The organism is Pseudomonas sp. RW409 (assembly GCF_003184125.1).
Taxonomy (GTDB): domain Bacteria; phylum Pseudomonadota; class Gammaproteobacteria; order Pseudomonadales; family Pseudomonadaceae; genus Aquipseudomonas; species Aquipseudomonas chlororaphis_I.
The window spans coordinates 154873-169747 of the sequence record NZ_QHHP01000041.1 but is presented as its reverse complement, the minus strand read 5'-3'; the positions used below and the strand labels follow the sequence as shown (position 1 = coordinate 169747).

The 14875-nt window shown below is 54.8% G+C and carries 11 protein-coding genes and 3 tRNA genes; 6 read left to right on the top strand and 8 right to left on the bottom strand.

The features are described from left to right. The first annotated feature begins 84 nt into the window (after positions 1–84). The 6 genes from DK261_RS21265 to mgtE all read left to right on the top strand — a co-directional run bounded on the left by DK261_RS21265 (position 85) and on the right by mgtE (position 4104). Complete coding sequence (locus DK261_RS21265) at positions 85–1326, top strand: aspartate kinase (RefSeq protein ID WP_007921569.1); 1242 nt, start codon at positions 85–87, stop codon at positions 1324–1326. A 185-nt stretch (positions 1327–1511) separates the two neighbouring features. Then, entirely contained in the window at positions 1512–1700 is a 189-nt protein-coding gene (csrA, locus tag DK261_RS21260; protein ID WP_002554426.1) for a carbon storage regulator CsrA, read from the top strand. Positions 1701–1762: 62 nt separating this feature from the next. Continuing rightward, positions 1763–1853 (top strand) — tRNA-Ser (locus DK261_RS21255). Positions 1854–1960: 107 nt separating this feature from the next. Beyond that, positions 1961–2037: transfer RNA gene (locus DK261_RS21250), tRNA-Arg, on the top strand. Between the two features lie 72 nt (positions 2038–2109). Next, positions 2110–2186 (top strand) — tRNA-Arg (locus DK261_RS21245). 475 nt (positions 2187–2661) lie between these two features. Beyond that, on the top strand, positions 2662–4104 hold the full coding sequence (mgtE, locus tag DK261_RS21240) for a magnesium transporter (protein ID WP_007921578.1): 1443 nt from the start codon (positions 2662–2664) through the stop codon (positions 4102–4104). Positions 4105–4218: 114 nt separating this feature from the next. Here mgtE and DK261_RS21235 read toward each other — a convergent pair whose 3' ends face one another. The 8 genes from DK261_RS21235 to hsdR form a co-directional block, all read right to left on the bottom strand. Further along, positions 4219–5424, bottom strand: coding sequence for an ISL3 family transposase (locus DK261_RS21235; RefSeq protein ID WP_009047489.1), 1206 nt, complete (start codon positions 5422–5424; stop codon positions 4219–4221). Between the two features lie 248 nt (positions 5425–5672). Then, on the bottom strand, positions 5673–5948 hold the full coding sequence (locus tag DK261_RS21230) for a DUF3077 domain-containing protein (RefSeq protein ID WP_110176279.1): 276 nt from the start codon (positions 5946–5948) through the stop codon (positions 5673–5675). 320 nt (positions 5949–6268) lie between these two features. Beyond that, complete coding sequence (locus DK261_RS32935) at positions 6269–7648, bottom strand: restriction endonuclease subunit S (protein ID WP_218278182.1); 1380 nt, start codon at positions 7646–7648, stop codon at positions 6269–6271. Continuing rightward, on the bottom strand, positions 7641–9188 hold the full coding sequence (locus DK261_RS21215) for an N-6 DNA methylase (protein ID WP_110176277.1): 1548 nt from the start codon (positions 9186–9188) through the stop codon (positions 7641–7643). The genes DK261_RS32935 and DK261_RS21215 overlap by 8 nt, the downstream gene beginning before the upstream one ends. Positions 9189–9248: 60 nt before the next feature. Beyond that, positions 9249–9932, bottom strand: coding sequence for a protein phosphatase 2C domain-containing protein (locus tag DK261_RS21210; RefSeq protein ID WP_110176275.1), 684 nt, complete (start codon positions 9930–9932; stop codon positions 9249–9251). After that, positions 9933–10637: a hypothetical protein gene (locus DK261_RS21205; RefSeq protein WP_110176272.1), complete on the bottom strand. Its 705-nt coding sequence runs from the start codon at positions 10635–10637 to the stop codon at positions 9933–9935. Beyond that, a complete protein-coding gene (locus tag DK261_RS21200; RefSeq protein ID WP_110176271.1) occupies positions 10634–11278 on the bottom strand; it encodes a hypothetical protein in 645 nt (214 codons plus the stop codon). The genes DK261_RS21205 and DK261_RS21200 overlap by 4 nt, the downstream gene beginning before the upstream one ends. A 70-nt stretch (positions 11279–11348) precedes the next feature. Continuing rightward, positions 11349–14834: a type I restriction-modification system endonuclease gene (hsdR, locus tag DK261_RS21195; RefSeq protein WP_110176270.1), complete on the bottom strand. Its 3486-nt coding sequence runs from the start codon at positions 14832–14834 to the stop codon at positions 11349–11351. Between the last annotated feature and the right edge of the window lie 41 nt (positions 14835–14875).

Genomic DNA, 14875 nt, shown 5'->3' with positions numbered 1-14875 from the left:
AGCCCGTCGTCTAGTGGCGGGCTTTGGAGCTGCGCAGTTTGATTGATTAATGGGCGCCCCTTTACGGGCTGAGGCGGCTTAGAAATGGCTTTGATCGTACAGAAATTTGGAGGCACCTCGGTTGGTTCCGTCGAAAGAATCGAGCAGGTCGCCGACAAGGTGAAAAAATTCCGCGAAGCCGGTGACGACCTAGTGGTTGTACTGTCGGCCATGAGCGGCGAAACCAACCGTCTGATCGACCTTGCCAAGCAAATCAGCGGCGACGGTCAGCCGGTTCCTCGCGAGCTGGACGTGATCGTTTCCACCGGCGAGCAGGTGACGATCGCACTGCTGGCCATGGCGCTGATCAAGCGCGGCGTTCCGGCAGTGTCGTATACCGGCAACCAGGTGCGGATTCTGACCGATAGCGCGCACAATAAAGCGCGCATATTGCAGATCGACGATCAGAAAATTCGCGGTGACCTGAAGGCCGGCCGCGTGGTTGTGGTCGCAGGTTTCCAGGGGGTCGACGAGCACGGCAACATCACCACCCTCGGTCGTGGCGGTTCCGACACCACCGGCGTGGCACTGGCGGCGGCCCTGAAGGCTGACGAATGCCAGATCTACACCGATGTCGACGGCGTCTACACCACCGACCCGCGTGTGGTGTCCGTGGCCCAGCGCCTGGACAAGATCACCTTCGAAGAAATGCTGGAAATGGCCAGCCTGGGCTCCAAGGTGTTGCAGATCCGCGCGGTCGAGTTCGCCGGCAAGTACAACGTTCCGCTGCGCGTACTGCACAGCTTCAAGGAGGGTCCGGGTACCCTCATTACTATTGATGAAGAGGAATCCATGGAACAGCCGATCATTTCCGGCATCGCTTTTAACCGCGATGAAGCCAAGCTGACCATCCGTGGCGTGCCAGACACTCCCGGCGTGGCCTTCAAGATTCTCGGCCCGATCAGCGCCGCGAACATTGAAGTCGACATGATCGTGCAGAACGTTTCGCACGATAACACCACCGACTTCACCTTCACCGTGCACCGCAACGATTACCTGGCGGCCCAGCAAGTACTGGAAAACACTGCCCGTGAAATCGGCGCCCGGGAAGTGGTAGGCGACACCAAGATCGCCAAGGTCTCGATCGTTGGCGTCGGCATGCGCTCCCACGCGGGCGTTGCCAGCCGCATGTTCGAAGCGCTGGCCAAGGAAAGCATCAACATCCAGATGATCTCGACCTCGGAAATCAAGGTTTCCGTGGTGATTGAGGAGAAGTACCTGGAACTGGCTGTGCGCGCTCTGCACACGGCTTTCGAACTGGACGCTCCGGCCCGACAGGGCGAGTGATGCGTTGCCCGAAGGGCGCGGTTTACCGCGCCCTTCGTTTTTTTGATCGGCGTGACAGAAAACTGTTCTTTTGCTCGCGCTAGTCAATACTTAGGCGTGTAGGGCTACGGCCGTCCTGGTTGTAGGTCGATACCCTTTTTTTTGCAGACTGTTGTCCCTGAAATGAAATGCGTGAGGAGAAAGGTATGCTGATTCTGACTCGTCGGTGCGCAGAAAGCCTGATTATTGGTGATGGCGAAATCACCGTGACCGTGCTTGGCGTCAAAGGAAATCAAGTGCGTATCGGTGTCAACGCCCCTAAAGAGGTAGCGGTGCACCGTGAAGAAATTTACCTGCGGATAAAGAAAGAGAAGGACGAAGAACCAAGCCATTAATTTTTATCGTTTTTTTTGTTTGCAAACGGGGAGAAAGCTGGTTAATATACGCCCCGTGTTGCGGAGAGCTGGCCGAGTGGCCGAAGGCGCTCCCCTGCTAAGGGAGTACACCTCACAAGGGTGTCGGGGGTTCGAATCCCCCGTTCTCCGCCATTATTTACTTAGTTCGTTGTAATCTGGCTTCTTCTGTAAGTTGTTGAAATTACTAGAAAAAGTGCTTTACAAAAAGATTTAACGGCCTATAATGCGCGGCAACAAATGCACTCGTAGCTCAGCTGGATAGAGTACTCGGCTACGAACCGAGCGGTCACAGGTTCGAATCCTGTCGAGTGCACCATTTAAGAGTTGTTTGCAGTGATGTGAATAACTTGGCTCCAACCAGTTGTGGTCTGGTCTAAAAACACAAAATGCACTCGTAGCTCAGCTGGATAGAGTACTCGGCTACGAACCGAGCGGTCACAGGTTCGAATCCTGTCGAGTGCACCATATACCAAGAAGCCCGCATTCATTGCGGGCTTTTTGCTTTCTGTCGTTTGGCTTTTCTCCCTTCTTTATTGATTCCTCTCTTTGAACGTCGCGATCATTCTGGCGTCGTATTCAGCGTGTGCCTGTCTTTTTTGATGTGGCCCTTCGAAAGCTCCCGGCAATTGTGAATTGATCGCGGGGGCGAGTTCCGGGCGCAGTTTTTTCGTCTGGGGTGTGTTTTCTTTTTCGGATGGTGCGTCGCAGCTTTATAGATTCAGCGCTTCTTCAGCTTTGCGCCGCAAGCGCTTGTTCTTGCCATGATTTTTTAACGTTTAAAGCCGTCAAGCGGTGTATGATTGCGCCCGTCAGCCCCGCCGGGGCTTGTGGAATACCTCCATGGACTTACCCAGTAGTTACTCAGTATCCCGTTTTTACAATCATGAATTGACTGATTGATCCTTCCGGCGTGCTCCTCTGCTGGGAGTGGAGTTCGCCTATGACCGAAGTAGAAGTAAAGAAAACACAAGACAGCCTGCAGGATCGCCTCGCTCAAGTCGTTGAGCTGCTGCAGCGCCAGCGGGTGGTCGAAGACCTGACTCATCGTCAGGAAGGTCATCATCAGGATCGGGTCGAGAACCTGGTCCACCGGCAGAACCTCGTCGAGCTGCAACGCAAACTCGATGATCTGCACTCCGCCGACGTTGCCTACATCCTTGAAGCCTTGCCGCTCGACGAGCGTCTGACCGTCTGGCAGTTGGTCAAGGCCGAGCGCGACGGCGACATCCTGCTCGAAGTATCCGATTCCGTACGTGAAACCCTGATCGCCGACATGGACGATCATGAGCTCCTGGCTGCTGCCAAGGAGATGGACGCCGACGAACTTGCTGACCTGGCTCCCGAGCTGCCGCGAGACGTTGTCCATGAGCTGATGGAGGCGTTGGACGGCCAGCAGCGTGAGCGCGTTCGCTCCGCCTTGTCGTATGACGAGGAGCAGGTCGGTGCGTTGATGGACTTCGAGATGGTGACCATCCGTGAGGATGTCAGCCTTGAAGTGGTCCTGCGTTATCTGCGTCGTCTCAAAGAATTGCCTGGCCATACCGACAAGCTGTTCGTCGTCGACTATGACGGCGTGCTCAAAGGTGTGCTGCCCATCAAGCGGTTGCTGGTGAATGATCCGGAGAAACAGGTTTCTGAGGTCATGGCCAGCGACCCGGTAAGTTTCCATCCGGATGAAGATGCCTACGACGCTGCGCAAGCATTCGAGCGTTACGACTTGATCTCGGCGCCGGTGGTCGACAAGAACGGCAAATTGATCGGCCGTCTGACCATCGACGAAATGGTCGACCTGATTCGTGAGGAGAGCGAGACCGAAGTCCTCAATATGGCCGGTCTGCGTGAAGAGGAAGATATTTTTGCCTCGGTCTGGCGTTCCCTGCGCAACCGCTGGGCCTGGCTGGCAATCAACCTGATCACTGCATTCGTCGCTTCGCGAGTGATCGGCCTGTTTGAAGGCTCCATCGAAAAGCTGGTGGCCCTGGCGGCCCTGATGCCGATCGTGGCGGGTATTGGCGGCAACTCGGGTAACCAGACCATCACCATGATTGTTCGCGCCATGGCGCTGGACCAGGTCAGCACCGGCAATACCTCGCGACTGATGCGCAAGGAGCTGGCGGTGGCCTTGATCAACGGCCTGGTCTGGGGCGGAGTGATCGGCGTGGTGGCTTACCTGCTCTATGGCAGCTGGTCGTTGGGTGTGGTGATGACGGCGGCCATGACACTCAACCTGTTGCTGGCGGCGTTGATGGGGGTTCTGATTCCGATGACGCTGGCGCGTCTGGGGCGCGACCCGGCAATGGGGGCCAGTGTCATGATCACGGCCATGACCGACAGTGGCGGCTTCTTTATCTTCCTCGGGTTGGCCACCATCTTCCTGCTTTGATCCCACATACAGCCCCTCTAATGGGGCTGTATCGTTTTCTCCATCCCTTTGCGATCCAGGCTCCTGTGCTTTTGTAGCGATCGAACGGTAAATTTCGGGTAAAAAAAAGGTTCTTCACGGAATACCGGGAAAGACGCTCTTGATCTTCATGAAAAAGAATTCGCTATCCCGGTAACCGTACGCCATTCGTTTGATGACCTTTATGCGATTGTTTATTCCTTCCAGCTGACCGGTGTGCATCGGCCAGCGAACGCGGCTGACGATGCCCCGCCAGTAACTCTTTAGCCGTTTGGCGAACTGGATCAGTGCCGGTATTTCGCTTTCATGAGCATGGCGCAACCATTGCTTCCAGGCCGATCTCCAGCTCCAAGCGGTATTCGGCGTCCAGAGCGTTTTGAGTTCAGCCTTCATCAAGTAGACCGTCATCAACGCTTGGTTGGCCGCCAGTAAATCCTGCAAGTGAACCTGTTGTTCCGGCGTTTTCAGATTCTGTGGATTGCGTAGCAGTAGCCATCGCGCTTGCTTGATGACCTTACGAGCAGGCTTGTCGTGGCGTAGCCGATTAGCCTCGTCAACGCGGACCCGATCAATCACCTCTCGGCCATATTTGGCCACCACATGGAAGAGGTCGTAGACCACGCGCGCTTTGGGGCAGTGCCGGCGAACCTCCAGGTCAAAAGCGGTGTTCATGTCCATCGCCACCGCTTCGATTCGGGCGCAACCCTCTGGTCCCAACTCTTCGAAGAACGGCCTGACCGCCGCACGGCTGCGGCCTTCGCCGATCCACAGCACTCGTCGTGTATCCGCATCCAGCACCACACTGGCGTAACGATGGCCCTTGAACAGAGCGAACTCGTCCATCACCAGACGCCGTGGTTGCGCCTTCGGCAGATCGCTCAATGCCGTTTGCAAGGCGCGACGCTCTAGCAGCCGAACGGTGTCCCAATGCAACCCAAACAGTTGAGCCACGTGTAACGTGGGAAGGCGCTCGCAGGCTTGAATCACCGCATCGGCCAAGCGGCGCGTCATACGGGCATAGCGATCCAGCCAACTGACAGTCTCCATGCGTTTGCCGCAGTCACGACAGCCAACACGTCTGAGCAAAACGCTGAGGCGCACTGCACGGCCGAGAATGGGCAAATCACGAACGACTCGCTCGCAATACTCGTGAGTGGTTGAACAGGGCTTTTGGCATCCACCACAGGAAGGGAATCGGGTGGTGTGGGGCGTCAGATCGATCTGTAGGGCATCACCATCAGGCTTGATCGTGACGACAGAAAAGCCCTCCCAAAAAGGAAGGAAAGTATTAATATCGTGCATAAGAACGCCGGTTTTTTAGATGTGTTTGCTCGCACGAACATCATCAATCAAATCGGCGTTCTTGTTTCTGTGTTTCCCGGAATTCCGTGAAGAACCTTTTTTGTGGCCCTTGTAGGAGCGAGCTTGCTCGCGAAGATGGCCAACGATAATGCGTAGGCATTGAAGAAATGCGCTGTGTTTGAGTTTTTCGCGAGCGAGCTCGCTCCTACAGAAGAACTGCGGTCAGGCCTGATCTTTGGGCGAGCTGGTCATAAGCTCAACACCTTCACCACGTCATCAATCACGGCCTTGCCCATGGCCGTCAGGTAATGCGCAGCCCAGGCGTGGCGGTCGCTGTCTTTGCTGTAGGCGGCGTCCTCGGCAAAGGCCTTGGCCAGGAACAGCAGGTCGGAGGCTTGGGCCAAGGCATCGCCAATCGGCACGCCGGCGCTGACGTGGAACAGCGGCTGGTCCGAGCGGTAAATGAAAGGGGTGAGGCCGATGGTTTTTAGTTCACGAGGTCCAGGCGGATTTGTTTTGTTCATGATCTTGCTCCTTAACTCAAAGAAGCTGCCACGTTCGTTTCCAAGCGAATGGGTGGCAGCTGTGCGCAGGTTGGAAAACCGGGAGCTAAGAACCGGCACGTCCGAAAACGTCCCGCACACAACTGCCATAACACAGGGCTGCAGTCGTAAACGTCTGCAGTCGTGAGGGAGTGATGTTGTGCTTAACTCGTCGGGTTTCCAAGCCCGATCGCCGAATAGTCAGCGACGTTTGGAGCGTATCCCGTCGAAGAGAAGGCCAACAAGGCGGCAAAGTGCTTTAGCGCACCCCCTTACATAACTATCGGAGTTTGCCTACAACCTCAGCAGTAGTCATCCGATGTTGCGACTTTTCGCCCACGTTTGGCCTTTGGGGCCGCAGCGCGTTGCGCCTTGATGCGTTCTAGCAACACGCTGGCGGGTTCGTCGTTCGGGTCTTGCGGGACGAGTTCGCCGCGGAAAGCCTTGGCCAGGATACTTTGGGTCAGGTGGTCGATACGGCTTTTGGCTGAGGCAACTTTGGCTTCCACTTGATCGGCGACTGCAAGGAGTTGTTCGATGCGGCGGACGATTTCAGTTTGCTCTTCTAACGGCGCAATGTTCAGCCCAATAGGATAGATTTTTTCTCCGGAGATTACTGGCTGTGCAGATGAAGATGTATTTTTACGAAGATTCGTGCCAAGCAATAACCAATAGATATAGTTTAGGTTAAAGAGGGTGTCTGGGTAGCTAACAATAAGAGCGTTATCTGTTACCCAGGCTTTGGTTGGTGTGAAATGAACGGAACCGCAATAATAGCCAACTCGACCGATAACAACGGTTCGGGTTATGACGTTATGTTCTGTATGTTGACCGTTAACTCCATTTCCACCATAAACTGGAATATCGCCACTCTCATTCATTTCTTTTGCTGTTAAACCACTCCCGGACTTTACCGAAAACACTGAGCCTAAAGGGATCTTTAGCCAGCCGGGTATTTCACTAATTTGTACGGGTTCAACTCCTTTGGCTTTTGGTTTGAAACCAGATGTTTTGAGGCCATGCACGAGGTGCTCAAGGGACAAAACTGATCTCTCTGGATGTAGTGATCGCCATTCCTCTGTCAACCGCCCAGAAACCGCTGCTGCGAGGACCGATTGGCGGAAGCGTTTGAGTAGGGGGGGGATGCTATCAATACGGGTTTTCAGTGTACCGACCTGAGCTAGCACTTCATCGAGTTTTTGGACGATGCGGGTTTGTTCAGCGAGCGGAGGAAGACTTACTTCATGTGCTTTTATCACTGCTTGTGAAATGTTCGGCTGAGCACCACCTTTGCCTTTTTCAATGAAAGCTTCTTTTTCATTTTGTAGCAGTCGATATAGGAATTCCTTCCCAATAACTCCTTCAGTAGGGGCTCCAACCGCACACGCTTGATTTGTTGATGCGTCAACGCCAAGAATTGCTGTTTTACCGATAGTTGCCCCATACATTGCGATGGCTACTGACCCTGCGGGGAAAAGCTTTGCGCTGGAGTTCTTGATAGCAGCTTCTGTGATGAACTCTTCGGTCGTTGAAATGTAGCGACTGTTAAGTTCACCACTTTTTATCCATGGAATTGTACCGCCGTAAAAACTCGACTCACTTCGCGATGGCGTGCCGCCTGAACCCCAATCAGCGACGTCACCTAATGTTGTTTTAGTCCACCCCATCGGCAACTCACTCATCTCCATTCTCCTGAGCCACCGCTAACCCCATCACCTCTGCCATTAACTGCTTCTGCGCCACCACTTCATCGTTAGCCCCCAACGCTTTCATCAACTCTTCCAGTTCATGCAGCGCCTCGGTTAGCTCAGCCATGGCTTCTCCGGCCAGAACTTCTGGTGCGGGCAGGTCGGCAGCATCCAGGCTGTCGGCGTCTTTAAGCCAACTGATATCCAGCGAATCCCCTCGCTCCTTGATCTGCTCGCGGGTAAACACCCGGAAGCGACTTAGCTCGCCGATGCCTTCGACATTCTCCGCCCGCGGGCTGTTGCCATTGGCATCTTCCCCATAGGCGTCTTCGAAGGGTTTAAGGTGGGCTGCACCAAAGGGAGTGCGTTTACCGAAGCTGGGCATATTGCTGCGCAAGTCGTAGACCCACACGCGCTGAGTGCAGCCTTCATTCTGGCGCGGGTTGTCAGCGGTGCCTTTCTGGAAGAACAGCACATTGGTCTTCACACCCTGAGCGTAAAAGATACCGGTGGGCAGACGCAGGATGGTGTGCAGGTTGCACTTGTCCATCAGGTCGCGGCGCACATCGCTGCCGACGCCGGCTTCAAACAGTACGTTATCCGGCAGCACCACGGCGGCGCGGCCTCCGGGCTTGAGCCCACGGTAGATGTGCTGGAGAAAGGCCAACTGCTTGTTGCTGGTCTTATAGGTGAGGTCATCGCGGGTTGGGCCGCCGCCACCTTTGGCGGTGCCGAACGGCGGGTTGGAAAGGATGACGTCCACTTTCGGCAGGCTGGCCCCGGCCTGCCCGAGGGCGTTGCCCAAGTGCACCACGCCTTCTTCGTCACCTTCCATACCGTGCAACAGGGTGTTCATCAGCGCCAAGCGGCGGGTGCCAGGTACCAACTCCACACCGACAAAGGCACGGTTTCGCTGAAAGCTGCGAGCTTTTTCGTCGAGGTCGTAGTGATCGTCCGTGCGGCCTTTGATATAGGCATCGGCGGCAATCAAGAAGCCAGCAGTACCAGCAGCCGGGTCCTGGATGGTTTCACCGGCCTGGGGTTTGATACAGTTGATGATGCTGTCGATCAACGGGCGCGGGGTGAAGTACTGGCCGGCACCGGATTTGGTTTCGCTGGCGTTCTTTTCCAGCAGGCCTTCATACAGATCGCCCAGACCATCCCGGCGGGCACTGAACCAGTCAATGCCGTCGAGGCTTTTTATCAATTGTTCCAGGTGGCGGGGTTCTTTGAGGCGGGTCTGGGCATCGGCGTAGATGGCGGCAATCAGCGGGTCAGTGTTCTTGCCCAGGTCGAGCAACATCTGCCGATAGTCATTGAGCAGATTCAGCCCGGATTTTGCGTTGAGGTCGGTCCAGCGTGCCCCTTCGGGCAGTTTGTGGCTGAAGTTGCCGTTGTTCTGGACCTGTTCGAATTCCATCTTGATAAACAACAGCAGCACCAGTTCGGTGACGTAGTCACTGTAATTGATGCCGTCGTCGCGGAGGACGTCGCAAAGGCTCCAGAGTTTCTGGACGATGTCGCTATTGGTCATGGAAAACACTCTAAAAAATGGGTCGGAATAGGCGCCGAACTGGGTGCTGGGTTCGGCTGATCAAGTCGGTGGCATGATGACGCTCAGGCAACTGATGTCGTCATCGGTGGGCGCGGCGGGCAGGTGGCCGTCACGCAAAAATATCTGTTGGTCCTGTGCACACAAGCCGGCCCAGAAGCCATCGCTTGCCAGTAGCCAATGTTGGTTGGGGCGGGCAGGCCAGTAGGTGATTTCAGGGGTACTCGTTCGTCTGGCGCTGAAGCAGCGGGTCAACGTATGACGTGAAGACTCCTGTGCAATCTGCTTATGGCTCAGGTCGCATTGCCAGTTGGGCGCGCAATGTACAGTACTCAGCCAGGTGATTTCACCCTCATGTTCAAGGGTGCCCAGGCAGCAGTCACCTTCATGGAGGGTGAATGCCGCATGGGGAAGCAGGCACAGCAGCAGATAGCTGCAAGCGGCCAGGGGGAAATCGTCACGTAGCGTCTGATGTCTTCGAGCGACGATCCGCAACAACGCTTCGGCCAATGGCTCTGCATTCAGTTCAGTTGTCGATAAATGGCTAAAACCAACGGTCAGGTCATTTAGCAGGGTTTGGGCCAATTCACCGCTGCGAGGGTGACGGCTGCTGCCATCGGCAATCAGGTAGAGGCTGGCTTGCGCCGTGGTGGCCTGCGCGAAGGCATCACGGTTGTCCGCCGTGAGGGTGCCTGCCTGGGTATGCCATTCAACCGTTGCACGCATTCAGGCAGTTACCTGGACGATATGGTATAGACGCTGCCAGATGATCTGCTCGCGTTCGTTGTCGCCACGAGCGGCATCCTGCACCAGGTAACCGAAGTCATTGTTGCCCAGCAGTCCTGCCATTGTTGGGCTCAGGTAGGCACGCAGTTCCGGGGCAGCAGATTCCACTTCGGTCAAGAGTTCTTCGCGGCCGTTAACCAGATTGAGAATGTCCTCAAGGTCTTGACTGCCAAGTGGGTTCTGGGCACCGCGACCGGCGTAGGCTTCAAGTTTGCTGGCAAGGAAGTAGGGCGGGCTGAACAGGCGAATCCGGCAGCCACTGGGTAATTCGTGCCATTGTGCATTGGCTAAACCGTCGGTGAACCAGCGGTTATTACAGCCCAACAAGTTTGCGGTATCTGCATCCTCGGGCATGAAGTCGACCTTCAGTTCACCCAGGCGCAGGCGGCAGATGACTTCATCCTGCGGCGATTGTTTGAAGCCTTTTTGCTTGAGTTGTTCTACTAGCTTTTGCCACTGGGCATAGCCGGTCAGGTGTACGACCAAATCGACATCATCGGTGTAGCGCACCTCTTCCAGGCTGAATTCGTCGGTCAACAACAAGGCTGTGGTGCAACCGCCGACAAACGCGACCTCCTGGCACAACTCTTCGCCGAGCGCTTTGGCGACGACTTCTAGCATCTGAATATTTTGTGTGCGGCTCATGATGACAAAATCTTCTCGCGCAGAATTTGGTTCGCAAGGTTGACCTCCCGGGCATTACCCAGGCGAACGGCATCTATAAGCGCCAGATACTCATACAATAGAGCGTCTTTTTTGACTGCGCCCGGTACTGTCTTGAACAGAGGGGTGATGGACTGCCCTTTGCGCGTGCCATAAGCATCTGGCCAGACATGAATAAGGTCGCCGCCACTCATTAGTCTGCCTTGCAATACGGGGGCGGAAAAACTGGTTGGGATACCACGGACCATTTCTGCGGGTTTGACCGGAAAGACATAACGCAAGCCATGCTCAATAAAGCCGAGTAGTGCCTTGTTGTTGACTCGAGGCAGCTGGGTGCTTGGGTCTACGCGTAGTAACCCTATCTGTTGACAGCGTTTGAGTGCTGAGGCGACTTCGGTTTTGCTAATGCCCAGTGAGGTTTGCAGGGCACGAACGGAGTAGCTGTCGTGATGCACGGGCGGGTCAGGCTCTGAACGGTCTTCCCAACCTTGCCATGAGGCGGTGCTATCGGTATCGCTGAGCTTGATCAGTTCTGCTGTTTCGTGGTCGAGCGTGCGCTGCAGACGCTCGCGCTGTTCCAGACAGATCAGTTTGATCAGCAAAAGCACGTCTTGACTCTTCATTGGGCCTCGGTTAGCAACTGTCCTTTGTCCTAGGACTGAGGACAGTTTAAAGGTTTTTACTTAACGCCTGTCAACTGGCTGAGCTGACTGCAGGCCAAAGGTTGTCGTTCAAGGCTTCCAATACCTTATCCAGGTTGCCGCCGAGGTGGCGATTCAAGCTCTTGATGCCGCCATCATTCTGGAAGGCCTCGTTGACCTGTTGTGGGTCGATGATCACCTCATGCACCAATTGCTTGGCCAGGCGATCGAGCCATTTACGTTGTACGGGCGTCCATTGTTGAAGGGCATAGATTTTCTGCATAGCGTTGGCCACGCGCTGGTCGAAAGGCAGCAAGGCTTCGCCGATAGCCGCTTGGCGGATGTAACCAATAATGCTGGCGGCGATTTCTTGGTTGGTTTGGTTGCGCCAAGCGCTTTTCAGGCTGACTTCGCTGAACCCATGCTGATCCAGCAGCAAGCGGACATTGCGTAGTTGTTCGCGAGTGAGGTCTTTCGGTCGATTGACTACCACGCCCAGGGCTGCGGATTGGTTGAGTTGGCTGTGGACGAAATCGTGGAAGCTTTCGAGGTAATCCTGGGGTTTCTGATAGGTGCCGTAGCTTTGCTCGCGCACCATTAGTTCGTCACTGTGGGTGGAAATAATCGGGTAGTTTTCCGAGCCCAGCAGGGCGCTGACGGCATCCAGTTGAGTCAGCAACTGGCTATGTTGCTGAACAAATTGGGCAGCTTGCTTGGGACCTAATTCGTGCAGGTGTTTGTGCAGTTTGGCGGGTTCTACCCCCCAAATGTCCTCAAGCTCCTCAAGCTTTTTCTTCAATGAGGGCTTGGATTCAGCTTTGTGGTGGGCCTTGCGCAGAATGCGCATGATGCGTTGGCTAAGCACATCGAGCACATCATGAGCGTGGCTACTGTCGTCCTGATTACCGGGAGCGTCGTGACTGGCATCGCTGGTGAGTTCGCTGACCAATTGCTCCAGCGAAATATTCGGGTTTTTCACCAGAGGCTTCATGGTGTCGACAGCTTCCAGGCTGGCGTAGAGGTCGACGGGGTCGTAGATACGGAAAACCGTTTTGCCAATTTCATCGCAACGTCGGGTGGCGCGCCCTTTCATTTGCTCGTAGAGAATGCGCGAGCGCACCCGGCGCATAAACACCAGATTGCAGATTTTCGGCACGTCGATGCCAGTAGTGAGTAGGTCCACGGTAATTGCGATGCTGGGGTACGGTTCGTTTTTGTATTTACGAATCAGTTTTTCAACCTGGTCACTCTGACCGGTGATGATCTGCACAGCGGCCTGGTTGTATTGCTCACCATAAGCGTCTTTGAAAGCCACATTCAGAAGGTTTTTCACCCGTTCGGCATGGGCTTGGTTGACACAGAAAATCATGGTTTTTTCTTCACCGAAGGGGTCCAGCTCATTGGCCAGGGCATCGCAAATCACTTGGTCAAAAGCAGGAGTGATGACCCGACGGTTGAACGACTCGATATTGAAGTTGAGTTCGTCCTCTAGCTCGGCGACATCGACTTCGCCGGTCTGGGTATCGATGATGCTGACCTTTTCTCCCTTTTCGAATCGGATGCCGTTTTTGCTGAGTTGGGTTTCATAACGGATCGGTGGTTCATGGTCGATTAGCCAGTCATCCGCCACGGCTTCGCGATAGCTGTAGGTGAACACCGGTTTGTTGAAAATCTCGCTGGTATGTTTGGCCGGGGTAGCAGTCAGGCCGATTTTGCAGGCGTCAAAATAATCCAGCACGCGGCGGTACTGCGAGAGGTACTGATTGTGATCTCGGACAGCCAGCTCACCTTCGCTCATCTCTTGGTCGAGGGTGTAACCGCGGTGGGCTTCGTCAACGATGATGCAGTCGAACTCGCCGACCGAAGGCGGTGTGTCTGAGCGGAAAATACGGCTGACCATGGCTTGTACGGTGGCGACCTGAATACGGGTTTCCGCCTCGGCTGCCATATCACCTAGCTCTTTGATGTCGTAGATCTGAGCGAGCGTGTGGTTTTGCTCAAGGGTGGTGTCGTTAAACGAATCGATAGCCTGTTGGCCGAGGGCACTGCGGTCCACCAGAAACAGAATACGCTTGAAGCGCTCTGTCTTCAGAAAGCGATACATCAAGCCAATGATGGTGCGGGTTTTACCTGTGCCGGTGGCCATGGCAAGTAAGCAGTTACGTTGGTTGTTGGCCAGCGATTGTTCTACTGCATGGATCGCCTTTTCCTGATAATCGCGTAACTTAAGATAGGCAAAACCTTCTTCTTTGAGCTTGGCTTCGGCCTCTGCCTGGCTGCGTTTGAGCAGGTCCAATAAGTCATTGGGGGTATGGAAATCTTGCAGCGACCGGGATGTGTTGGCTGGGCTGCGCAGATCTCGGAACCAGGTCCCGGAATGTTCGGCGAGCTGCTTGATGTAAGGACGACCATTGCAGGCAAAGGCAAAGGGCACTTGGAAACTTGCACCTTCACCATCATTCCAAGAGGTGGAATGCCCAGCGAGTAGCCATGGCTGCTGGTGTTCTGGAGCGAACTTGAATTCGCGCGAGTAACGCTCGGCTTGGGGAATGCGGTCTGCAATATTGATGCGTTTACGCTTGGCTTCAACGATGGCTATCGGCGTCAGACCAGCGAAAAGAACGTAGTCGGCGCAGGCTTTTGGGCTGCTGGTCGGCCATTCAGCAATGGCTTTATTTTTTCCTTTCTCGGGACGGGCGCCTTTGCTGTAGGTCAGGTCCAGGGAGTCAGCTTCCCAGCCAGCGTCGACCAATTGTTGATCGATGAGGATACGGGTGAGGTCTTCGCTCAGGTCGAACTTGTGGGTGGCCTGCATGGTGCGATGCATGACCTGCGACGAGGCTTGAGGCTGAGTCATTAGCTGAATTTGCAAAGCTTTAATGCGTTGCTCGTGTTCAGCACGCAACTTTTCAAGTTCGGCTTCATGCTGTTTGGCTTGCTTCTTATAAAGGCAAGACTCAGCCTCCATTTGCTCTGCAAGAACGGAGTACTCTTCAGCCTCGCGCTTTAACAAGTCAGCCAGCTGTTGGTTGCTTTCAAGCTTTTGGCTGGACTCGATCAATTGTGCTTTCAGTTGCTCAATCTGGCTTTGTAGAGCACGTAGCGGGGCGCTGGGGTCATCCGGTTTGACAAAGGGACCAGGTTGGAACTTATCGCCATTTTTACCGAATGATTGGTGGTACCAAATGGCTAGGGCGCGGGCGACCTTGAGTCCGTCCATCGCCTCGCGGTGTTGCGTACGAAATTGGTGGGTGGCTTTATTGCCTTCGACGCGAATTGTTCGAAACAGATCGCGGATTTTTTGATCCAGCTGGATATCCCGGCCTAATTTGTAGAGTAGGTCGGACTGTTTGGTGGTTGCATCGAAATCAATACCGGCACGACTGGCCAGGTCTTGAGCCAAGGCCTCGCCTAACTGTCGCAGCTTCATCAATGTGGTGTTGGGATCGCTGGCAAAGATCTGTTCGGCTGTGGTCGCAAGCTGAAGGAAAACGGGGTCGTGTTCCTGGAGAAAGGAGAAGTTACTGTTCGCGGCCATGTTCAATCCTATGCATGCTCATCCCTTTAGCGCGACTAGTT

Bases quoted from the DNA above. Each gene is read 5' to 3' on its own strand.
- DK261_RS21265 (WP_007921569.1), top strand. From the start codon at position 85: ATGGCTTTGATCGTACAGAAATTTGGAGGCACCTCGGTTGGTTCCGTC.
- csrA (WP_002554426.1), top strand. From the start codon at position 1,512: ATGCTGATTCTGACTCGTCGGTGCGCAGAAAGCCTGATTATTGGTGAT.
- mgtE (WP_007921578.1), top strand. From the start codon at position 2,662: ATGACCGAAGTAGAAGTAAAGAAAACACAAGACAGCCTGCAGGATCGC.
- DK261_RS21235 (WP_009047489.1), bottom strand. From the start codon at position 5,424: ATGCACGATATTAATACTTTCCTTCCTTTTTGGGAGGGCTTTTCTGTC.
- DK261_RS21230 (WP_110176279.1), bottom strand. From the start codon at position 5,948: ATGAACAAAACAAATCCGCCTGGACCTCGTGAACTAAAAACCATCGGC.
- DK261_RS32935 (WP_218278182.1), bottom strand. From the start codon at position 7,648: ATGAGTGAGTTGCCGATGGGGTGGACTAAAACAACATTAGGTGACGTC.
- DK261_RS21215 (WP_110176277.1), bottom strand. From the start codon at position 9,188: ATGACCAATAGCGACATCGTCCAGAAACTCTGGAGCCTTTGCGACGTC.
- DK261_RS21210 (WP_110176275.1), bottom strand. From the start codon at position 9,932: ATGCGTGCAACGGTTGAATGGCATACCCAGGCAGGCACCCTCACGGCG.
- DK261_RS21205 (WP_110176272.1), bottom strand. From the start codon at position 10,637: ATGAGCCGCACACAAAATATTCAGATGCTAGAAGTCGTCGCCAAAGCG.
- DK261_RS21200 (WP_110176271.1), bottom strand. From the start codon at position 11,278: ATGAAGAGTCAAGACGTGCTTTTGCTGATCAAACTGATCTGTCTGGAA.
- hsdR (WP_110176270.1), bottom strand. From the start codon at position 14,834: ATGGCCGCGAACAGTAACTTCTCCTTTCTCCAGGAACACGACCCCGTT.